The sequence below is a fragment of the Oscillospiraceae bacterium genome, from assembly GCA_025757985.1.
Lineage (GTDB): Bacteria > Bacillota > Clostridia > Oscillospirales > Ruminococcaceae > Gemmiger.
In genome coordinates this window covers 1725921-1747552 of record CP107210.1, presented here as the reverse complement: position 1 = coordinate 1747552, position 21632 = coordinate 1725921, and the positions used below count along the sequence as shown (strand labels likewise).

The 21632-nt window shown below is 54.6% G+C and carries 19 protein-coding genes; 10 read left to right on the top strand and 9 right to left on the bottom strand.

The window, feature by feature from the left end:
• Window positions 1-40: 40 nt before the first annotated feature.
• Both OGM67_08625 and OGM67_08620 read right to left on the bottom strand, forming a co-directional pair.
• Window positions 41-6355 carry an N-6 DNA methylase gene (locus tag OGM67_08625; GenBank protein UYJ33654.1) on the bottom strand — a complete coding sequence of 2105 codons (6315 nt, stop codon included), beginning with the start codon at window positions 6353-6355 and terminating at the stop codon, window positions 41-43.
• A gap of 95 nt (window positions 6356-6450) precedes the next feature.
• The gene (locus tag OGM67_08620) at window positions 6451-6789 is read right to left on the bottom strand and encodes a TnpV protein (GenBank protein UYJ33653.1); all 339 of its coding nucleotides are present in this window, start codon (window positions 6787-6789) and stop codon (window positions 6451-6453) included.
• Between OGM67_08620 and OGM67_08615 the strand changes: the two genes are divergently transcribed.
• Window positions 6779-7063: a hypothetical protein gene (locus OGM67_08615; GenBank protein UYJ33652.1), complete on the top strand. Its 285-nt coding sequence runs from the start codon at window positions 6779-6781 to the stop codon at window positions 7061-7063. The genes OGM67_08620 and OGM67_08615 overlap by 11 nt on opposite strands.
• A gap of 541 nt (window positions 7064-7604) precedes the next feature.
• Here the strand turns inward: OGM67_08615 and OGM67_08610 are convergent.
• Genes OGM67_08610 through OGM67_08590 form a run of 5 tightly spaced genes read right to left on the bottom strand, consistent with a single transcriptional unit; the run spans window position 7605 to window position 11251 of the window.
• Window positions 7605-8180, bottom strand: coding sequence for a YodL domain-containing protein (locus OGM67_08610; protein ID UYJ33651.1), 576 nt, complete (start codon window positions 8178-8180; stop codon window positions 7605-7607).
• Window positions 8180-8584 (bottom strand): hypothetical protein, encoded by a 405-nt coding sequence (locus OGM67_08605; protein ID UYJ33650.1) that lies wholly within the window; start codon window positions 8582-8584, stop codon window positions 8180-8182. Before OGM67_08605 ends, OGM67_08610 begins: the two co-directional genes overlap by 1 nt.
• Window positions 8585-8596: 12 nt before the next feature.
• Window positions 8597-9541, bottom strand: a complete 945-nt coding sequence (locus OGM67_08600; protein ID UYJ33649.1) for a ParB/RepB/Spo0J family partition protein — start codon at window positions 9539-9541, stop codon at window positions 8597-8599.
• Entirely contained in the window at window positions 9498-10304 is an 807-nt protein-coding gene (locus tag OGM67_08595; GenBank protein UYJ33648.1) for an AAA family ATPase, read from the bottom strand. Before OGM67_08595 ends, OGM67_08600 begins: the two co-directional genes overlap by 44 nt.
• An 11-nt stretch (window positions 10305-10315) precedes the next feature.
• Window positions 10316-11251 carry a DUF3991 domain-containing protein gene (locus OGM67_08590; protein UYJ33647.1) on the bottom strand — a complete coding sequence of 312 codons (936 nt, stop codon included), beginning with the start codon at window positions 11249-11251 and terminating at the stop codon, window positions 10316-10318.
• A gap of 210 nt (window positions 11252-11461) precedes the next feature.
• On the opposite strand from OGM67_08590, the gene OGM67_08585 reads away from it, so the two are divergent.
• From OGM67_08585 to rhaD, 8 genes are all read left to right on the top strand, one after another.
• Window positions 11462-11599 carry a hypothetical protein gene (locus tag OGM67_08585; protein UYJ33646.1) on the top strand — a complete coding sequence of 46 codons (138 nt, stop codon included), beginning with the start codon at window positions 11462-11464 and terminating at the stop codon, window positions 11597-11599.
• A gap of 576 nt (window positions 11600-12175) precedes the next feature.
• A complete protein-coding gene (locus OGM67_08580) occupies window positions 12176-12583 on the top strand; it encodes a helix-turn-helix domain-containing protein (GenBank protein UYJ33645.1) in 408 nt (135 codons plus the stop codon).
• Between the two features lie 10 nt (window positions 12584-12593).
• Entirely contained in the window at window positions 12594-12932 is a 339-nt protein-coding gene (locus tag OGM67_08575; protein UYJ33644.1) for a hypothetical protein, read from the top strand.
• Between the two features lie 55 nt (window positions 12933-12987).
• On the top strand, window positions 12988-13746 hold the full coding sequence (locus tag OGM67_08570; GenBank protein ID UYJ33643.1) for an EFR1 family ferrodoxin: 759 nt from the start codon (window positions 12988-12990) through the stop codon (window positions 13744-13746).
• 22 nt (window positions 13747-13768) lie between these two features.
• The gene (locus OGM67_08565) at window positions 13769-14251 is read left to right on the top strand and encodes a GNAT family N-acetyltransferase (GenBank protein ID UYJ33642.1); all 483 of its coding nucleotides are present in this window, start codon (window positions 13769-13771) and stop codon (window positions 14249-14251) included.
• Between the two features lie 322 nt (window positions 14252-14573).
• Window positions 14574-15998, top strand: a complete 1425-nt coding sequence (gene rhaB, locus OGM67_08560; GenBank protein UYJ33641.1) for a rhamnulokinase — start codon at window positions 14574-14576, stop codon at window positions 15996-15998.
• Window positions 15999-16122: 124 nt separating this feature from the next.
• Window positions 16123-17544, top strand: coding sequence for an arabinose isomerase (locus OGM67_08555; GenBank protein UYJ33640.1), 1422 nt, complete (start codon window positions 16123-16125; stop codon window positions 17542-17544).
• Between the two features lie 147 nt (window positions 17545-17691).
• Window positions 17692-18522: a rhamnulose-1-phosphate aldolase gene (gene rhaD / locus OGM67_08550; protein UYJ33639.1), complete on the top strand. Its 831-nt coding sequence runs from the start codon at window positions 17692-17694 to the stop codon at window positions 18520-18522.
• Window positions 18523-18597: 75 nt separating this feature from the next.
• Here rhaD and OGM67_08545 read toward each other — a convergent pair whose 3' ends face one another.
• Both OGM67_08545 and OGM67_08540 read right to left on the bottom strand, forming a co-directional pair.
• Complete coding sequence (locus tag OGM67_08545; protein UYJ33638.1) at window positions 18598-19674, bottom strand: Xaa-Pro peptidase family protein; 1077 nt, start codon at window positions 19672-19674, stop codon at window positions 18598-18600.
• A 44-nt stretch (window positions 19675-19718) separates the two neighbouring features.
• The gene (locus tag OGM67_08540; protein UYJ33637.1) at window positions 19719-20591 is read right to left on the bottom strand and encodes an AraC family transcriptional regulator; all 873 of its coding nucleotides are present in this window, start codon (window positions 20589-20591) and stop codon (window positions 19719-19721) included.
• 334 nt (window positions 20592-20925) lie between these two features.
• Between OGM67_08540 and OGM67_08535 the strand changes: the two genes are divergently transcribed.
• The gene (locus tag OGM67_08535) at window positions 20926-21618 is read left to right on the top strand and encodes an L-ribulose-5-phosphate 4-epimerase (protein ID UYJ36213.1); all 693 of its coding nucleotides are present in this window, start codon (window positions 20926-20928) and stop codon (window positions 21616-21618) included.
• Window positions 21619-21632 lie beyond the last annotated feature (14 nt).

Below are 21632 nucleotides of genomic sequence, written 5' to 3'. Positions count from 1 at the left end.
TCGCGTATACGATTGGTCTTTCTGCCTTTAATCATAAAATTTATCGTTCCTCCTGTCCACGCTGTCGATTGTCGGTCTGACACTGTTGTTCCGGCCCGGTGTCGGTCACAATGTCTTTGTCGTTCATGTTCAGCAGTCCCTCCAGCACCGCAAGACGCTTACTCTTTTCAGTCAGTTCTGTTGCCTGTGGAAATGGCCGCTTGACTTCTTCCTCGGCGCTGGCAAGCTGCTGTTCCAACTGGATTTGCATATTGCGGGTCTTTTCAATGCTCGGTTCAATACCATTTGCCAAATTGGAAAGGCGTGTCAGATTGCCTAGCACATCAGCTCCCAGTTGAGTGCTATATGTACCAGAGCCAGCCAACCTTGCATGGTATTCGTTGCCAAAAGGCAGATGTTGGATTTGCAGTTCCATGCCCTTGAAATACCCGATAGGTACAGGCTTTTCGCTATTCAGTGCCAAGCCCAGCAGACCTAACAGGGCTTTCCCCGCAGGTTCTTTTTCGTAGTAAACTTTCTTTTCCAACTGGATACAGAAAACATCTTTGCCGTCCGCATCCACTGCGGAGTGTTCCTTTACGGTGGCGGCGTCTACCGTGGCATTTTCAATCTGATCTTTGCATTTTCGGATTTCAGCCGGGAAACCGATGGCAATTTTGTTCTCCAGTTCATACCGTTGGCTGTCATGGGCAGCTTTCAGTGTTTTAAGACGGGTCAACTGCACGTCCAAGTCCATCTTTTCCTTGATAAGCGGATTGCCTGCCGCCAATGCCTTTACCTCGGCGTAGGACAGTGCGGCCTCGTCCATATCATCGCAGCTGCGAGCCGGAGATTTTGAGGTCATGATCTGCCCGATGAATTTTTGCTTATTCTCGATAAGCTGCCATGAGTAGGCATCAAATGTCCCCTCCGTTACATAACGGAAAACATAGACCTCCTTATTTTCATTGCCCTGTCGTAATATTCTGCCCTCACGCTGCTCAATATCAGATGGCCGCCACGGTACATCCAGATGGTGCAGCGCCACAAGACGCTGTTGCACATTGGTGCCCGCTCCCATTTTGGCCGTGCTGCCCATCAGCACGCGAACGGCACCGCTGCGAACTTTTCCGAAAAGTTCCGTCTTGCGGGCATCGGTGTTCGCTTCATGGATGAAGGCAATTTCTGTTTCGGGGATTCCGCGTTCGATCAGCTTTGCTTTCATGTCATCGTAGACATTGAAAACGCCTGCCTTGGGCGTGGACAGATCGCAGAAAACAAGCTGCGCACTGCGTTGAGGCATGGTCTGCTCCCATATCTCAAAAATTTTGCCCACGCAGATATTGACCTTGCTGTCAGGATCGTCGGGCAAGTCGGGGTCGATCAAGCGCTGATCCAGCGCCAATTTGCGTCCGTCGTTGGTGATTTTCAGCATATTGTCCTCATAGGGCTTTACCATTTTATTGCGGATTTTGTCGGCTCGTTCGCCCAATTCCGCTACCATCTGTTTTTGTATTTCGGAGGGCTTTAGCTGGATGTTGGTCGGCTTGCCGCCCACAAGAGCAGGGACAGGCAGTTTCAGCATATCTGCTGTTTGAATGTCAGCGCATTCTTTGAACATTGCCATAAGTTCCGGCAGATTGAAAAAACGAGCAAAGCGTGTTTTTGTGCGGTAGCCGGTTCCCTCCGGCGCAAGTTCGATGGCTGTGACGGTTTCGCCAAAGGTGGCCGCCCAACTGTCAAAGTTTGCAAGGCCGTTGCGTTCCAAGGTGTACTGCTGCAAATAGCGCTGCATGGTATATAGCTCGGTCATGCTGTTGGAAATGGGGGTGCCCGTGGCAAACGTTACGCCCCGCGCCCCGGTGATTTCATCAAGGTACTGGCACTTCATAAACAGGTCACTGGCCTTTTGGCTCTCGGTGGTGCTGATACCCGCGATGTTGTGCATCTTTGTAACGGTCATGAGGTTCTTGAAATTGTGTGCTTCATCGACCATGAGGGAGTCTGCACCCAGTTCCTCAAAAGTCACCACATCATCCCGTTTCGGGGCGTCCAGTAAATTTGACAGCTTGGTTTTCAACTGCTTTTTCTTACTTTCCAACTGCTTGACGGTCAGACGGCTTTCGCTGTTGTCCATGCTCTCCAACTGCATCTCCAGTTCGTCAATTTGCTTACGGATAAACTCGGCTTTTCTGGCATCGGAAAGTGGAATCTTTTCAAACTGGCTGTGACCGATTACCACAATGTCATAGTTGCCGGTGGCGATTTTGGCGCAAAACCGTTTACGGTTTGACTTTTCAAAATCGCGCTGCGTTGTCACCAAAATGTTTGCGTTGGGGTATAGCTTCAGCGCTTCACTGGCAAACTGGCCTGTCAGATGATTTGGCACGGCGACAAGTGTTTTGCTGCATAATCCCAATCGCTTTTTCTCCATCGCGGCGGCGACCATCTCATAGGTCTTACCTGCGCCGACAGTGTGCGCCAGCAGTGTGTTGTGCCCATACAAAATATGTGCAATGGCATTGCGCTGGTGGGGCCGCAGCGCGATTTCCGGGTTCATGCCGAAAAACTGGATGTGGCTGCCGTTGTACTCACGGGGGCGAATGCAGTTGAACTTTTCATTGTACAGCGCCACCAAGCTTTCCCGGCGTTCACGGTCCTTGAAAATCCAGTCTTTAAAAGCATCTTCTATCATCCGCTGCTTGGCCTGTGCTTCTTCGGTGGCAGGACCATTGAGTTTATGCTGCTCCTTGCCGTTTTCGTCATAGATTGTATCGTAAATTTTGGTGGCCCGCAGGTTGAGTGCGTTCTCCAACAAATGATAGCCGTTGATACGTTTTGTGCCGTAGGTGTTCGTGACGCGGATATTATCGTTGCCCTGGCTCTTGTTGGAAATATACCAGTTATTCAGGTATTCATTGTAACGGACAGCTATTTTCTGTTCGCGGTAGGTTGACTGAAAAAGTTCATCGGCAAACCGCTTGATGATTTCCGGCCCGATCCATGTGACACCCAACCGAACCGTTATCTCGCCCGCCGTCAAGTCCTTGGGCTGCACCTGTTCCAACGCTTCTACATTGATGCGGAATGCCGGGTCTTGGTCGGCTGCAACATGAGCAATACGCAGCTTTTCGCGCACATTGCCGGATAAATACTCGTCCGCCATAAGGTAAACAGGGCTGCCGTCCTCCTGTTTGCGGAAAGGCTCTACAAAAATAACGCCCGCCAGTTCCTTAGCAAGCGTTGCTTCATCTTTCCCGGTAAGGTGCATCATGTAAGGCATATCGACCTTGGCACGTTCCCCGATGCTCAGTGCCAGAGCGTCCGATGCCGTGTCGGCGTGGTCTGGTATCTGTGCAGAGCGGATAGTCCTTTTGGTGAACATATCCGACTTGCTGATAAAGTTTCCTTTTTCATCGACATTTTCAAGTGAACACAGCAAATAGTAGCTGCTGTCATCCCGGAAAGACAACTCCGCGCTGCGGCTGTTGATTAGGCCGTGCTTGCCGCGGAAGGCATCATACTGGCGGTTAAGCTGGGCTTGCAGACGGCGGATTTCCTCGTCCGGCAAGTCCTGCAACTGCGCATCGATCAGAGCGCGGGTGGTATCGCGCAGTTCCACCAGTTTGCGGATACGCTCGGCAGATGCTGCGTTGGGATTACACTCCCGCATGACTGCGCCTTCGCGGTAATAGATTTTATCGTCCTTTACCGTGTAGCTGAAATTACGCACAAAGGGGTCGGCATCAATGTACTTGGTGTCCTCGCCGCTTTCTTCCTGCACAGAGATTTCGGCTTTTGTCAGCGTGGCGGTCAAGTGCTGCATGGCAGTGTCGATTTGCGTTTCCAGCAACGGCTTTCCGAAACGGTCCACCGCATCGGGGTCTATCGGCTGACAGGTGGAAGTCGGGCCATACGGACCGGAGACTATCTCCATTCTGCCGCAAATCATTTCGGAGTGCTCCACAAAGTAGCGGTTCATGGTAATGCCGTTGGCATCTTCTGCAAGGTGCAGCCAAGGCTCGTCCTGCTGGCGCAGTGTGTCACGCTTTTGCAGGAAAATTACATCCGTCATGATTTTAGTTCCGCTGCCCTTGAACGCATTGTTGGGCAAGCGCACCGCACCGATAAGGTCGCAGCGCTCGGCAATGTACTTGCGGGCACGGTCATCCTTTTTGTCCAATGTGCCGCTGGAGGTGATGATTGCCATGATGCCGCCGGTGCGCAGCTTGTCGATGCTCTTGGCAAAGAAATAGTCGTGAATGGGAAAATGCAGCCGGTTATACTGCGGGTCATTGACTTGGAAATTGCCGAAAGGGACATTGCCAATAACGCAGTCAAAATAGTTATCGGGGAGAAGCGCATTTTCATAGCCAGTCACTTGGATATTGGCCTTTTGATATAGCTGCTTTGAGATGCGGCCTGTGATGCTGTCCAATTCTACGCCGTAGAATTTGGCATCGCTGCTGCCAAAATGTCCGTGTGCGAGAAATGCGCCTGTGCCCATGCTGGGTTCTAGGATTTTTCCGCCCTTTACGCCGAAGCGTTCCAGTGCGCGGTAGATGGGGTGGATAACGGTGGCGGGGGTATAAAACGCCGTCAGGGTGCTGCTGCGGGCAGCTTCGTATTCGGATTCAGACAATGCTGCTTTCAGCTGGCTGTACTCGTTCGACCATGTACTTTTGTTCGGGTCGAACGCATCCGAAAGCCCGCCCCAGCCCGTGTACTGTGCTAAAATTTTCTGCTCATCCTCAAAAGCAGGGCTGCCGCCGTTCGCTACGCGCTGCTCGATTTCTTTCAGCTTTTGGATGGCGGCAATGTTGGCTGCAAACTTTTCGCGCGGTGCTGTCGGCAGGTTGTCCAGATAAGGGGCTTCATAGGTAATGGGTTCGCGGTGGTAAGGTTCATCTTCTGCCGAAAGCCGTTCTGCGTCCGCCATAACCTGTGCCACAAAGGGGCTGGGTTCTTCGATGACTTCGCCCACGATGGGTTCGGCAGTTTCTTCCGGCTGCTCTTGGCGGCTTGGAACTTCCGGGGCGGATAGTGCTGCATTTTTGGGGTTGGCAGCAAGCAGCCGCGCAAACTCCTCGTGGCTGACGGCACGGCCTACCAGCGGGAAACTTTCATCCCGCAGATGAATGTTTTCCCTGCCGATTTCCTCGACGGTAAAGGGTCTGTCATCTTCCAGATAAACCGTGCTGCCGATAGTTACAGGTGATTTTTCGACTTTTCTTGTAGTCGGATGATGCTTTTCAAACTCTGCTTCGGCGGTATTGATAAAATCCGAGAAGGCGCTGTTTTCAATGCCCTGCGCAGCAAGCTCGTGGTTATCTTGGAAGTAGTCGATATGGACAATGTTACCGTCAACCTCATAGCGGATTTCGTTCCGCAGAAGATTGGCATACACTTGGATCTCGTGCTCATCGTCCTCGGTGGTAGAGTAAGCAAACTCCACGCGGGTCAAGTCGGAGAAATTCGGCTCGTTTAGCCCCTCATTCTCGCAGAAATCCGTGATGGCGTGTTTTGCATGGTCGAGGGCGGCATCGTTCGCTGCGCGGGCGGCTTGCTGTTCTGCTGCCCATGCCTGATAGGGGGCTTTTTCGGCATCGGTCAGATACTGGTCGTTGTAAACCAAAAGCCGCAGGCGTTGGGCAACCTCTTTCCACTTCAAAACGCGGCGATACTCGCCGTCCTCTGTACGTCGGGTGATTTCAAGATTTTTGCCCATGTGGTCAAGAAAGCCGTGCCCACCATCACGGAAGAACCATGTGCCGCCGCCGATGCCGTATTCCTTTTTCAGCCAGCGGGCTTGATCTTCCTCGATAGGAAGTACCTGTGCAGAGAGATATTGCTGAATGCGAAATTTGCTATCTTCAAACCCGCCGCCTTTGCACAGTGCATCGGTAATGTCCTGCTCCGTAATGTACTTGCCGGATGCGTCAATGATGGGCTCGTTCCACTTTTTGGCTTCTGCCGCAAGGTCGATATTTTTTGCTTGCTGCTCATGGCTCGGCAGTCCTGCCTTTTCAGAATCTTCGGGAGTAAGAGTAAGCTGCTCCATCTGCTGCTGCACGGGTGTAGCCTTGATGGGAACCATCAGACGCCCTTGCTCGATGAGGTCAGCAATCTTTGCGGCAACAGCATCCCATGTCAGATTGACCTGTGCTGTTTTGGTAAGATAGTTACCCTCCCAAAGTTCAAGGTACATATCATGCCGGATAAAACCCACGGTATGGTCATCCACGAACAAATATGTATAAATTTGCTTGTAACAGTGCTTGCAAAAGGCGCTGCGCTCGGCAAGGTCGGGATGCTCATTGAAATATTCCAGAATAGCCGCATTGTCGGCACGGCTGAAGGATTCTTTCGCCAGCAAGCCTAGAATCAGTTCATCGCTCAGCGGCGGCAAATCAGAAATGGGTACAGAAAAAGCGGAGGGCGTGGTATCGCTCTCCGCTTGGGGTTCTTGTATTACAGGCTGTAAATCTGCTGCATCGCCAGTTCCTCGGCTTGGGCCTGCAAGGCGTTCATCCACTGCGTCCAGCCCATCGGGTCTGTCTGCCGGTTCGGGGCGGTGCTCTGCTGCATCAGCGTCTGCATCGTCTGTTCGATTTGCCGGTGTACTGCGTTGTCCATCTCCGCCAGATGTGGGTACAGCGTTCCCTCCAGCAGCATCTCGTCGAACACCATCGGCGCGTTCTCCAGCAGGAATTTCCGCCGCAGGCTGCCGTACTTGCCGATCTCCGGCATCGGCGGCTCGTTCAGCGTCAGCGCCGGGATTTGGTAGCCGTTCACCATCATGTACTCCATTGTTGACCTCCTTGGTGTTATTGCTTTCTTCCTGTTTGTCACCATAATAGCGGACTTTTTCGGCGCGTGCAACACTGTCGATTTCTCTCGTGATGCTACCGATCTGCTGCATGAGAGGCCGTGCCGCCTGTTGGCAAGCGCTGCCCAAACACAGAGTGATGCGGTTTGTATCAAACTGGTTCACGGACTCAAGGGCAGACAGGTCCAGCCGCGCAGTATCCACGCCGCACCGCAGCGCGGCCATATACAGACAGCTTTGGGTGATAAGCTGTAAAAATAGCTGCCGCTGTTCGTCTGGCTTGGCCCACTGTAAGCTGCTGCCATCTATGGCCTTTTCCAGCGCGGTTGTGAACATGGCGCTGCGCTGGGCAACGCAGGATGTGGAGAGCATGAGGAGGGCGCTCTGGATGCTGTCAGCGTGATTATCCGCTACGATTTTATCCCAAACAGGCCGCCAGTTCTGGTCTGTAATGACCCACGGCAGCGCGTCGGGGACCTCCGCACGGGGGATGGTATCGGAAATGTCAAACAGATACCGCAGCCGGGAAGAATTGGCGCGAGTGTCAAATACCGCGATACCGTGTGCGCCGCGCTTGACCCAGCGACCCGCATTATTATTCCAGTAAGCTATGTCGGCCACGGCTGTGGCGGTGGGGCTTTGCTCGTGAATCAAAAGCTGGTTCGGGAAACTATAATTATAAGCAATGGCCGCTGTCCGCAAAAATGCTTTCCAGCGGTCGCTGCTCTCCGTGACGGCTTGCAGTTGCTTTTTGGCAAGCGCACGGATATTTTCGTATTTTGCCATAGGCTGCTCCTTATCGCTCGTGCTGTTCTGCTTTTGACGGTGTGGCATTTTCAAGTTCCGGCAACAAGTTATCTACCTGCTTATACCCAATCGGCTGAACATAAAAAGCGTGTGTCTCGTTATCTTTGTGTGTCACAATAATATCGCTGACAGAGACGGAACGCATAGTTTTGGCGTTTGGACGGTCATCCCGATTATGCCGTGAATAAATGCTGTCCAGCGTTTCCCAACGCTCCATCTGCCCCTTGTACACGAGTTCGTAGTCCTTTGCTCCGGCAGCGAGCCTCGCAGGAGAATACTCCATAAAAACAAGGTCTCGCCTGTTAGTTTGATAGATTTCATAAGGGATTTGCACTCGCTTTTCGCTGCGAAATCCCCACGGAAAATAGGTGTCTGAATCAAATTGGAGTGGCTCATCCAGTTCATCTGAGAATACAACCGGTGTCACTGGCCGCCCACAATCCAAGGAATCCAGAATTTCATCCTTGAATTTTTCCACGCTTGTGTAAGGAACGATTTCACCGATCATCCCGCCTGCACCGAGATATTCGATGTAGCCGACTACTTTATCTGTCTTTTCTTCCATTATCTTTCCAACCTTTCCCAAAAAGATAGTTTGTTCCCGTAGCGTTCATCCTGCGGGCGTACCTTTGCGGCGGGCAGTTCACCGCTTGCCATATCTTCGACTTGCGGTAGAAAAAGTAGACGGCTGTATCGGTCTGCCTGGTCTTTGGATAGGCCCACGACTTTATCACCATTTAGTCCGCAGATGAGAAATCGCCCGCGCACGGTAATTCCCTCGTCATTGACCTGCCTGTTATATTTCAGCCGGCTTTGGGCTTTGCTGCATATCAGCCCGATGCGAGGTGTGCCAAACGGTTTTAGAATTTGGCTTTCACCCTCGATTACCTCGGAAACCGCAGTCGCCGCACTGGAAAAACCCGCTTGATAAGGGCAGTAGCTGGGTTCAACAACTAATAATCTCGTCATCGGTGTCCCCCCTCATCTGCTGCCGTGCTGGTGGGCGCGGGCATAGTTTTCCAGCAGTTTTACGATAACCTGCTGCATCTGGTCGCTTGTAAAGCCTTTCGGAAAGTATCGTTCAACTTTTGCAACGGGAATCATAAGCTGCGGGTCACGCGGCTTTACACTTGGCGGTTTGGCGGCCATAATATGCTGGATTTTTTCTGGTGTCAGTACGCTTTCCTTGCTGGCTTCTTTGAGCTTTTGCGCCTGTGATAGCGATGGTGTGCAACCCTCGGATTCCATGTAAGAGAGGAAGTCCTCTTGTTCTTCGGGGGTAAGGTAGCTAAGTTCTACGGCGGGAGTGGTTTTTAGCTTGCCATCATCCACCATTTTCATGAGTTCAGGGGTGAGTTTGTTCAGACGGATGAAGCGCTGGACTTGCTTAACACTTTCACCGGCTTCATCCGCGACAATTTGGTTTGAACGACGCTCATCAAAATTCGGGCCAACTTGGCCCGAATTTATTTTTGACGGTCTGCCGCTCTTTCTCTTTACGGCTTCCAGCTTCATCTGATACGCTTTCGCCTTTTCGCTCGGCAAAATATGCTCTCGTTGGCAGTTACTGTCCACCATCAGAATAATAGCAGTATCGTCGTCCATATCCCGCACAATGCAGGGCATAGTTTCCACGCCCGCCCGCTGGCTGGCATGACAGCGGCGGTGGCCCGCTACAATTTCATACCCACCATCTTTCCGAGGGCGGACAATGGCAGGGGTCATAACGCCGTATTCTTTTAAACTGTCCACCATTTTGTCCATTTCGTCATCGTCACGGACTTGAAAAGGATGATTCCGAAAGGGATGCAGTTCCGTCAGCGGCAAAATTTGGATTTTCTCTAATTTTGCGTCCTGCCGCTCCTGCTCACTCGAAAAGAGATTATCGAGTGAGGGCAGATTGATGTTGCTGCCGTACTCTCTCATTTTCCGTCACCTCCTTGGCAAGCGCTTTATATGCCATACTGGCTGGCCCGTTGGCATCGTAGGTCAGCACGCTATGTGTACTGGCAGCGCTTTCTGCTGTGCGCGTACTGACCGGGATTTCTGCACGGTAAATTTTCAGCGCGTGACCGTAGGCACTGCGCAGGGCAGCACACACATCTTTGGATAGGTTGGTGCGCTTGTCCACCATCGTCAGCACAATGCCGTCAATATCCAACCGGGGATTGATACGGCGCTTTACTTGGTTGACGGATTTGAACAGGGACACCAGACCTTTGAGGGCGAAATGCTGTGCCTGCACAGGAATCAGCACTCGATCCGCCGCAACAAGCGATGCCACGGTGATGATGCCCAGCGAGGGCATACAGTCGATCAAGCAGTAGTCATATTTATCCTTAAACGGCTCCAATGCCTGTTCCATGATTTTTTCGTGCGCCATAACATTTACAAGGCTCACTTCCATATCAGACAGACCAATGTCGGAGGGAATGAAATCTACCTTTTCTTCATGGTGAATTACCACTTCTGGCGGCTTTTCGTCCTTGATAACAGATTCCATTAGGTCGCTGATTGTTGCGCCGTTTTCGGTGCCCGCATAGCCGAGATAGCTGCTCAAATCGCCCTGCGGGTCGGCGTCCACCAACAGCACCTTGTAGCCCATCGCCGCAAGTGCTGTGCCAAGATTTACGGTGGTGGTCGTTTTGCCCACACCGCCTTTTTGGTTTGCTACTGCAATAGTTTTCATTTTCTGCTCCTTTACCGTTCCATGCTGATAAGTCTACGAGCCGCCAGCAGATAGTCGTTATAATCCTTGCCTATGGCGGGGGGCGTGTCCTGTACGACATATCCGCGTTCTGCAAGCTGTTTCGCAACAATTTTTGTGAAGTTTCGTCCGGGGTCGTCACGGTCAAAGCAAAGCGACACGCGCTTTACTTCGGGATGCTGCTGCAAAAAGTAGTCAATCGGCTGATGGTTCAACCCGCCCAGCGCCAAGTAGTGGACGCTGCGCCACGGGGAATCGTGTTTGTACTGCCGCAGCGTTGCGCCGGACATGGCATCAATGGGGGCTTCGTAGATTTCCACGGTATCGCAGTTTTCTGATTCGGCGGGAATCAGAAAACCATACTGCTTTTGACTGCCCGCGACATCTCCGCGAAAGCTGCCTTGACAGCCGCGCTGAAAAGCAGAGCGCGGTACGCCGTTTTCATCTTTGCCCACAAAAACGCAGTTGCGGTAGTTGCCGCGCGTAGTTTGGTATAGGATTCCACTACCCACACAGTAGCGCAGCACTTTCGGGCTGATGCCACGGTGCATCAGATAGGCCGTTGCAGCTTCGGTGTTTCGATCTGCGGTGGGTAACTCAAACGGGCGGGTCGTGTGCTGCTGGGGAGAAGAAGCCTTAGCCGTCTGAATAGAAACAGGCGCGGGAGCCATTGCACTCAACAACCGTACCGCCGAGACAAAGTCCATGCCCTCAACCTTTACCAGATAGTCGAGTGCATTGTTGCCACCCTTGCTCTGCGAAAACCAGTGAAACAGCCCATTTGCGGGCGTGATAACAAGGCTGCTGTGCGTCTTGGTGCAATACTCCTTGTCTGTTTTGCGGACAAGCTCGCCGGGATGGTAGGTTTCAAGGTACTGCATGACGCTGATGCGCCGTGCAGCCTCAATATTTTTTTGATATTTGCCCATGATGACCTCCGATTTTTGAAATTAAAAAAGCACCTTGCCTGTGGACAGGTAAGATGCTTATAAGAGCCGATATTCTCTTTTTCAGTTGGCTGTTTCTTCAGCCAGCTGGAGAGGGGGTGTGGGGGAGAGGAACACTGGGTCGGTATTCTACTAAAATGGTACACTTCCCCCTTGTTGGCGATATTGACATTCTAAAATGAACGATTTATAATGAGAAAAACGGTGGGGCATAAAAGCCTCGAATCCACAGTAGCTTTTTTCATCGCCAAAATCGCACCAAATGAGTCTTTTTTGGCGATTTTCGTCGCCAGCTTTTTTTCTGGCGACGAACCTGGCGATTTAGTCTGATTTTCACTACGAAATCGGACTAAAAACTCCGTCATAATAACTAATGCCTCTTGCTCGTGCGCCGATGCTATTTGTCACTGTTGCACAAGAAAAACGGGATTTTAAGATTTTCGTGATTCTCATAACCGCTTGAGTGGGGGTTCGAATCCCTCACGGCCCACCAATAAAAGAACGCAGACGCGCTGTTTTTGAAAAATGGTGTGGCTGCGATTCTTTATTTTTCGTACAATTCACGGCTCAACTGATTGCGTATCGACTCCCGGAGTTTTTTGTATTGCTGGGTGTAGATCATTAAAGTCGTGCTCGGCTGGGCGTGACCTGCTTCGGCGGCAACCGTGACAGCATCAATGCAGCAGGGGTCTGTTTTTTTGTGTGCAGAAGCTTTCCTGAGAGAAAAAAGCGTGGTATACTGAATGCAGCAATGCAGAGGCGGTAAGAGATAAAATTCGTTCTTAAAACCGCGTTCATTCGTTATGTAAAACAATTTTGACACTTGAAATTCCTTCGTGTAAAAGCAATTTGATAGACAATAGAGGTGCAATGTGGCAAGATGTTTCCGAAAGGGGGGCTGCGAATATGGAGATCGGGAAAAAGCTGAAGGATGCTCGTATGAAATCCGGATTTACGCAAGAAAACGTTGCTGAAAAGATCAATGTGTCCAGACAGACAATTTCAAATTGGGAAAACGAAAAATCGTATCCGGATATTATCAGCGTCATTGCGTTAAGCGATCTTTATTCCACAAGCCTTGATGATTTATTAAAGGGAGACCGGGAAATGATGGAGCATCTGGAAGAATGTACAAATGTTGTAAAAAGCACGCAGAAATTGATAGGCGCTATTATACTTAATGCGGTTACAGTGATTCTGTTGATTACTTTAAGTATGCTTTTGCCGGACAAGAGCTATTATTTGCTTGTGGTATTCTGTCTGGCTATTATGAGCTCGTCTGTGCTGCTGTATCAAATTATCAAACGGATTTAAGGAGAAATGGATGATAGAGTGGAATATGGTTTTGGCCGTGATATTTGTTGCAGCCGCAGTTGTTGGCGGGGCAGAAACCGTTTATCAGATCTACAAGCTAACGGTGCTTGATGCGGCTGCGCGTGGACTGGAACATCCGAAGCTGTGGGGGTTGCTTGCAGCCAATGGAAACAATTCAAGCGGATTGCTGTTATATCTGATACAAAGAAGAAATTATCCGCTGAAAACTATAGACGGTGAACAATTACAGCTTATTGAAAAAAGAAAAAAATCCGCCGGAATAGGTCTGGCGTTTATGGCCGTTGGTGCCATTGGATTTGTTTTGTGCTTTGGCGTGTTGACTACGTGATAGTGTTATAAGAAGTTGAGCAAGACTCATTCCAGCTTGCGGAGGGAACACCACAATGATACTATGCTTTTCAGGGACCGGAAACAGCCGCTATATCGCAGAGCGCATTGCAGAGGCGCTGCAGGACGAAATAGTGGACTTGAATGCAAAAATCAAGGCGGCAGACTATGCGCCGATACAGGCGGGGGAAGATATTGTCCTCGTCACACCTACCTATGCGTGGCGTATCCCGCAAATCGTGTCTGTGTGGCTTACTAAAACGGAGCTGCTTTCGGCAAAGCGCATTTGGTTTGTGATGGATTGCGGCAGCGAGATCGGTAATGCCGCAAAATTCAATCGTGTCCTTGCCGAAGAAAAGCGCCTGCAGTATAAGGGCACGGCACAGATCGTCATGCCGGAAAATTATATCGCCATGTTCAAGGCCCCGGAGAGGGAAGAGGCCGAAAGCATCGTGAGGGCAGCCGAGCCTGCTATCGCAGACGCCATTGCCTGCCTGAAAGAAAAAAAGCCTTTCCCGGCAACGCGAAGCAACCTCTATGACCGGTTTATGAGCAGCGCAGTAAATCCGATTTTTTATCGGCTTTTTGTGAAAGCTGCTGCGTTTCAGGTGAGTGATGCCTGCATCGGCTGCGGACAATGCGCCGACCGTTGCCCGCTGAACAACATTACCATCAGGGCCGGAAGGCCGGTGTGGGGAAACGATTGTACCCATTGCATGGCATGTATCTGCTATTGTCCGACCAAAGCGATTGAATACGGGAAAAAGAGTGTTGGAAAACCGCGCTACCATTTTGAGCAGCTGGGCCGCCGATAAGGAATGAGTGGGGGAGAGTACGATGGTAAAGTATAGAGAAATTGAGCCTTCTGATGATGCAAGAGTTGCCGAGATCGCCCGCTATAATTTGAAGAAGTTCCATCTGGATCTTCCGGGGACAGTATATTTCGACCCGGAGTTGGACCACCTGAGTACCTTTTACAGCGAGAAGCCCGATAAGCGCCGGTACTTTGTCGCGCTTGGTAAGGACGGCCAGGTTATTGGCGGTGCGGGGTTTGCGGAATTTGAAGGTCTGGACGATTGTGCAGAACTCCAAAAGCTCTATCTGGTGGATTCCGTCAAAGGGAAAGGCTACGGAAAAGATCTGGTACAGCTCGTTGAGGAGGGCGCAAAAGCGGCAGGGTACAAGAGCTTGTATCTGGAAACACATACAAACTTTGCCGTAGCCCTGCAGCTGTATGAGAAGATGGGATTTCAGCAGATCGAGAAGCTGTGTGTGACCCAGCACAGCACGATGAACCGATTCTATTTGAAGAAGCTGTAATGCGATTGCAAACATACGGCGCTGGAATATATGCAAACCGGGCCGGGAATCCCGGTGCTGTAAAGCAAATTTTGGGGGCTTGTATATAATTCGGCCTGTTTCCTTGGAGGACCGCTTCGGCGGCCCTCCCTTTTTTGTAAATGTGCCTGCTTACCCGCCTGTGCCCGGATGCTGCGGCAAAAGGGGACGGCAGGGCAGGAAAAAGAATGGAATTTTCACAAAGAATCAAGTTGTTTTGGGGATGGAACAGCCGCAGACGGTGGCGTATAATGCAGATACATTGAGTGAAAAGTACTGTCATTTTGCAAAGAAGGAGAACACTATGCAGACTTGTACACTGGCGGTCGACATCGGCGCATCCAGCGGGCGGCACATTGTCGGCACCGTGCAGGACGGCAGGATCGTCCTGCAGGAGGTCTACCGCTTTGAGAACGGCGTCCGGCGCAAGGACGGCCACCTCTGCTGGGACATCGACACGCTGGCCAGAGAGGTCGTCAACGGCCTGCGCGCCGCCCACGATGCCGGGTTTGCCCCCGCAACCATCGGCATTGACACCTGGGCGGTGGATTTCGTTCTGCTGGACGAGGCAGGGCAGCGCATCGGCGATGCCGTGGCCTACCGCGATGAGCGCACCGAGGGCATCCGCGAGGCGCTTGAAAAGGAGTACGGCCTGACCTTTGCCGAGCATTATGCCCGCACCGGCATCCAGTACCAGCCATTCAATACGGTCTACCAGCTTATGGCCCTCAAGAAGGAACACCCCGAGCAGCTGGCAGCCGCCCGGACCTTCCTGATGGTGCCCGATTACCTCAACTACCTGCTCTGCGGCGTGGCCGCCAATGAGTATACCAACGCCAGCACAACGGCACTGGTCGGCGCGGACAGCAAGGACTGGGACGATGCGCTGCTGCAAAGGCTCGGCCTGCCGCGCGGCATCTTCCAGCCTATCAAAACGGCGGGTACCGTGCTGGGGCATTTGACAACGGCAGTGCAGGCAGAGGTCGGCTTTGATGCCGAGGTCATCCTGCCTGCGACCCATGACACCGGCTCGGCCTTTCTGGCGGTGCCAGCGCGGGACGAGTTCGCCGCCTACCTCTCCAGCGGCACATGGAGCCTGCTCGGCGTCGAAAACCCGCGCGCCATCACCAACCCCGAGAGCTGCGCCGCCAACTTTACAAACGAGGGCGGTTACGAGTACCGCTACCGCTATCTCAAGAACATCATGGGCCTGTGGATGATCCAGTCCATCCGCCGCGAACTGGGCGAGCAGACCGGCACACGGCCCAGTTTCCCGGAACTGATCGCCGCCGCCAAGGGGGCGGCAGACTTCCCCAGCTGTGTCGATCCGGACGACAACCGCTTTTTGGCGCCGGAGTCGATGATCGAGGCGGTCAAGGCCGCCTGCGCAGACACGCAGCAGCAGGTCCCCGCCACCACCGGTGAGGTTATGCAGTGCGTTTACAACTCCCTGACGCAGGATTACCGCCGCGCGGTGGAAAAGCTGCAGACGCTGACCGGCAAGACCTACACCAGCCTGAACATTGTGGGCGGCGGCAGTCAGGATGCCTACCTCAACCAGCAGACCGCCAACGCGACCGGCCTGCCCGTCTTTGCCGGCCCAACTGAGGGCACGGCGCTGGGCAACCTGATGGTGCAGTTCATCCACGCGGGCGTGTTTGCTGATCTGGCCGAGGCCCGCGCCGCTATCAAGCGCAGCTTTGAAATTAAGGAATACCAGCCGCAGTAAACGGCCCGGCGGGGTGGGGGCACCCCGCCCTACTTACCCGCAAACAACCTTTTGCCTTACACGACAGGGCCGGGCATGCCCGGCCCCTACCAAATACAACAAATTCACATACAGGAGGTCCACCATGTTAGTTGAAACCAAGGCCCGCGTTGGCGTGTTTGCTATTGCGCTGGGCGCTTATCTGCCGCAGTTCCCCACGCTGGTGCCGGAGTTTGAGGGCCAGTACGCCGCCTTCAAAAAGACGCTGCCCGACACCGTTGAGATCGTTGACGGCGGCATCGTCACGACCAAGGAGCAGTCGATGGCAGCAGGCGATAAGTTCCGCGCTGCCGATGTTGATCTGGTCATCCTGCAGCTGCTGACCTACGCTACCTCTTATAATATGCTGCCGGCAGTGCGCGATCTAGATGTGCCGGTCGTGCTGGTCAATGTCCAGAAGAAGAAGGCACCCGACTACGCCAACACCGACATCCCGACATGGCTGGGCGAGCTGTACGCCTGTGGTGCCGTTGGCGAGATGGTCGCGGATCTGGAGCGCGCCGGCAAGCGTCATGCCGTTATCACCGGTGTGGTCGAGGGCGGTGACCCCACCGTGCAGGCTGAGATTGAAGATTGGTGCCGTGCCGCTCAGGTGCGCCGCCGTTTCCGCGATACAAACCTCGCCCAGATCGGCCGCCCCTACCCCGGCATGATGGATCTGTACATTGACGAGACGAACCTGTACAACCGCATGTGGCTCTACACCAAGCAGTTCGACTGGGAGAAGATGTGGGCCATTGCCGACAACATCACCGATGAAAACGCCATCCGCGCCAAGGCGCAGGATATTCTGGACACCTTTGACATTGAGGGCGGCGGCACCATCGAGAAGGTCTGGGATATGGCCCGCTATGTGGTCGCGTTTGAGCAGTGGGTCAAGGACGAGAAGATCGCCTTTGTGGCCAGCCACTATGACGGCTTTGCGCAGGGCAAGGCGGGCGTGCTGGATTCGATGCTGATCCCCGCATTCTCGATGCTGATCAAGCAGGGCGTTGCCTGTGCAGTCGAGGGCGACATCAAGGTGTCGATGGCTATGTCCATCCTCAAGACAATCTCCGGCTGCGGCCAGCTGAGCGAGATGTACTCCATTGACTTCAACGAGGATATCTGCATCATCGGTCACTCCGGCTCCGGCGATGCCGACATCTCTCAGGCCAAGAAGCCGACCATGAAGATCGTGCCGGTGTTCCACGGCAAGACCGGCGGCGGCTACCTGACCCAGTTCTATCCGCCGGTGGGCGATGTGACCTACCTCGGCATCACGCAGGACAAGGACGGTCACTTCAAGTTTGTCGTGGCCGAGGGCGTCAACGAGCCGGGCCCCATCTTCACCTTTGGCGATACCAACATGCGCACCCGGTTCAGCTGCGGCGCACGCGAGTTCTGCAACCGCTGGAGCGAGGCCGGCCCCACCCACCACATGGCCGCCGCCCCGGGCCGTCATATCGACACGATCCTGAAGGTCGCAAAGATCTTCAATGTGCCAGTGGATATTGTTACGCGGTGATTTACAACGAATGCACGGTAGGGGCCGGGCATGCCCGGCCCTCAACATAAAAATCATGACCCGTAAATGGGCAGCTGCGCAAGGTGGCGGGCCGGACATGTCCGGCCCCTACAGGCACGGCAAAAGCAAAAAAAGGAGCAAAAAACTATGTCTACAATTTATGAGATCCCCTGCGTCAAGGGCTTTATCCGCATGTGCAACGATGGCTGGCTGCAGGGCTGGCATGAGCGCAACGGCGGCAACCTGACCTACCGCATGACGGCGGAGGAGGTCGCTGCCTGCCGCCCCTACTTCGACGCCGAGCCGCGCGAGTGGGTCAACATGGGTGTTCAGGCCGATAACCTTGCAGGTGAGTACTTCATCACGACCGGCTCCGGCAAGTTCTTCCGCAATGTCGAGCCCGATCCCATCCACAGCATCGGCATCGTGGAGATCAACGACAAGGGCGACAGCTGGCGCATTGTCTGGGGTCTGGCCGAGGGTGCCCGCCCGACCTCTGAGTTCCCGAGCCACTTCATGAACCACAGCGTCCGCAAGGCGGCCACCAACGGCGCCAACCGTGTGATCTACCACTGCCACGCCACCAATGTCATTGCGCTGACCTATATCCTGCCGCTGACCGACCGCGACTTCACCCGCGCACTGTGGCAGAGCGCTACCGAGTGCCCCGTTGTCTTCCCCGAGGGCGTCGGCGTCTGCCCGTGGATGGTGCCGGGCGGTGCGGACATCGCCATGGCCACCTCCGAGAAGATGAAGACCTATCAGGCTGCCGTCTGGGCGCAGCACGGCCTGTTTGCCTCCGGCCCGGACTTTGACATCACCTTCGGTCTGGCGCACACCATCGAAAAGAGCGCCGAGATCTATGTCAAGGTGCTGTCGATGGGCGGCGGACTGATCCGCCAGACCATCACCGATGATGATCTGCGCGCCATCGCCCGCGACTTCGGCGTCACCCTGAACGAGAACTTCCTCGACTAAGCAATTCCGCAATAGACAAACAGCTCCCCCGTCCGCAGCAGTGCGGGCGGGGGAGCTGTTTGTCTATGCTGGGCGTTATTGACCTACAAGCGCCCAGTGCTTGTCATTGTGGTTCAGCACCTCGCAGCCGGTCTCGGTCACAAGGACGAGATCCTCAATGCGGACGCCGAACTCACCGGGCAGGTAGATGCCCGGCTCAATGGAAAAGATCATGCCGGGCTTGGCAACGGCTGTGTTGGCGCTGCTTACATCGCCCTTTTCGTGGTCGGTCTGGCCGATGAAATGGCCCAGCCGGTGGTTGAAGTATTCACCATAGCCGGCCGCCGTGATCAGGCTGCGGGCGGCAGCGTCAAGGTCGCAGAGCCGCACGCCGGGCTTGATAAGCGCCTCGGCGGCCTCGTTGGCGCGGCGCACAAGGTCATGCACGGCGGCCTGCTTCTCCGTGGGCTGCCCGCAGAACCATGTACGGGTCATATCGCTGCAGTAGCGGTCCTTGATGCAGCCCATGTCGAACAGCACACAATCGCCGGGCTTCAGCACCGTATCATCCGGCTCGTGGTGGGGGTCGGCGGCATTGGCACCGAAGGAAACGATCGTGGTAAAGCTCGGCCCTTCGCAGCCGTGGGCGCGGTACTGGCTGTCAATGAAGGAGGCAACCTCGCGCTCGGTCATGCCGGCCTTTACATACTGCTTGGCAGCCTCGTTCACAGCGTCATTGATGCGGGAGGCGGTGCGCATCAGCGCCTGCTCCTCGGCGTCCTTGCAGGCGCGGCAGTCATCCACGCAATCGCTGGACAGCACGACCCGCATACCGGGGTGCGCCTCCATCAACGGGATCAGAAACCGCGCCGGCCACTCCTTGTCGATGCCCAGCGGGGCGGCGGGGTCCACCACGGCGGCGATCTGTGCCACCGGGGCATCGGTGTCGGTATGCCAGATGGCCCGGCAGGGGACCTCCGGCAGATGGAACAGCCGGTTCAAAAACAGCACCGGCTCGCCGTCCACCGGCAGATAGAGTGCCAGCAGCCGCTCATAGGGGTCAACGGAGACCCCGGTCAGGTACCAGATGCTCTTCGGGTCGCAGACGATCATCTGTGTCAGCCCCGCTGCGCGCAGGGCGGTGCGCACACGGTCAATGCGTTCGGTTTTCATGAAAAATGCCTTCTTTCCCAAAACCCAAAATCTTCAAAGCGCAGTCACTCGGCCCCGGCGGGCTTCATCGCACTTTTGCGGTACTGCTGGGGGCTTTGCCCCACCATGGCGGCAAAGCGGGTCGAGAAATTGCTCTCGTCCCCGAAGCCGACCTGATGCGCGATCTCGCTGATGGAAAAATCCGTCAGCACCAGCAGCTCCTTGGCGCGGGTGATGCGTGTGGACAACAAAAAATTATAGGGCGTTGTGCCCATATACTGGCGGAACAGCCGCAAAAACCAGCTTTTGCTCACCGGCGTCTGGGCCAGCAGCCGGTCAAGCGAGAGCGGCTCGGCGTAGTGCTGGCGGATAAACTCTGCCGCATGCTCAATCAGGGTGCGGTTGGAGCGGCTCTCGTCCCCGGCCAGCAGCTGGCGCGCCATCAGCGCCAGCATCCTGTGCAGCAGCAGCCCGGTCTCGATCTGGGCGGCGGTGGTGCCATGCTCCCACTCGCTGGTCAGCGATTCAAACAGGGGCTGCATCTCCAGCCGGCTGACCGGCACGGCGGAAAGCCGCCCCAGCGGCAGCAGCACCTCGGCGAGGTTGGCAACGCCCGCGCCGTCCAGATGCACCCAGTAGTGGTGCCAGTGGTCCTGCCCGGGGGCCGTGCAGTAGCTTTGCGGGGTGCGGCAGTTCAGCAGCAGGGCACTGCCCGCAGGCAGCTCGATGCGCTGGTCGTTCTGCTCAATCAGACCGCTGCCGGACAGGGTGTAAAACAGGATATAGCTATCCTTGTCGGTGCGGGCTGTGGCAAAGTGGGCGCGGCCGTAAAAGTTGCCGGCCTCGGTGCAGTAAAAGGGCTGCGCCATGGCAGCGGCGCCGGGGGTGGCCCGCAGCCAGACGCTGCGCTCCTCCACGTCCATGTTACAAGTCAGCATAGGCTCTTCCTCCTACCCTTATGATACAACAAAGCGCGTGTTTGTCAAGGTAAAGTGGTGTGGCAGCGGGGTATTCTATTGTGCGCTTTATTACAACACCCCGCTGCAAAATCCTGCCTGCGCCACCATATCTGGTGCGCTGTGCCGCAGCAAAACGCAAGGCAACGCCAAAAATCCTGTCTGTATGCAGGTTTTGGTGTTATGCACGGCACAATTCCGGCCGCGCCGCTGCAAATATTTGAACAAAAATCCAGTGTTTTTGACTCTGGGGCCTGTTTTTTTTCACCGGGTCTGCTATAATGAAGGCAAAAGCCAACAAGGAGCGATCAGAATGCTGGAAAAACTCAAGCAGCAGGTCTATGAGGCCAATATGGAGCTGCCCCGCCGCGGGCTTGTCACCTACACATGGGGCAATGTGTCGGGCATCGACCGGGAGCGCGGCCTTTTCGTCATCAAGCCGTCCGGTGTCGCTTATGACGCGCTGACGCCGGAGCAGCTCGTCGTCATGGATCTGGACGGCAACAAGGTCGAGGGAGACCTCAACCCCAGCAGCGATACAAAGACCCATCTTGCGCTGTACCGGGCATTTCCGGCGTTGGGCGGCATCGTCCACACCCATTCCACCCATGCGGTGGCGTTTGCGCAGGCCCGGCGGGACCTGCCCGCCTTCGGCACGACCCACGCGGACTACTTTTACGGCCCGGTGCCCTGCACCCGGGAATTGACCCCCGCAGAGATCGAGGAGGACTACGAACTGAACACCGGCAAGGTCATCATAGAGACCTTCCGTGAGCGCGGCATCGACCCGGTGCATCTTCCCGCCGTGCTCTGCGCAAGCCACGGCCCCTTTACATGGGGCAAAACGGCCGCCGAGGCCGTCTACCACGCCGCAGTGCTGGAGGAGGTCGCCAAAATGGGCATCCTGACCCTGACGCTGGACCCCAACGCAGAGCCGGCGCCCCGGCATGTGCTGGAAAAGCACTTCCTGCGCAAGCACGGCCCCAACGCCTACTACGGGCAGGGGTAAGCGGTGCGCAAAAT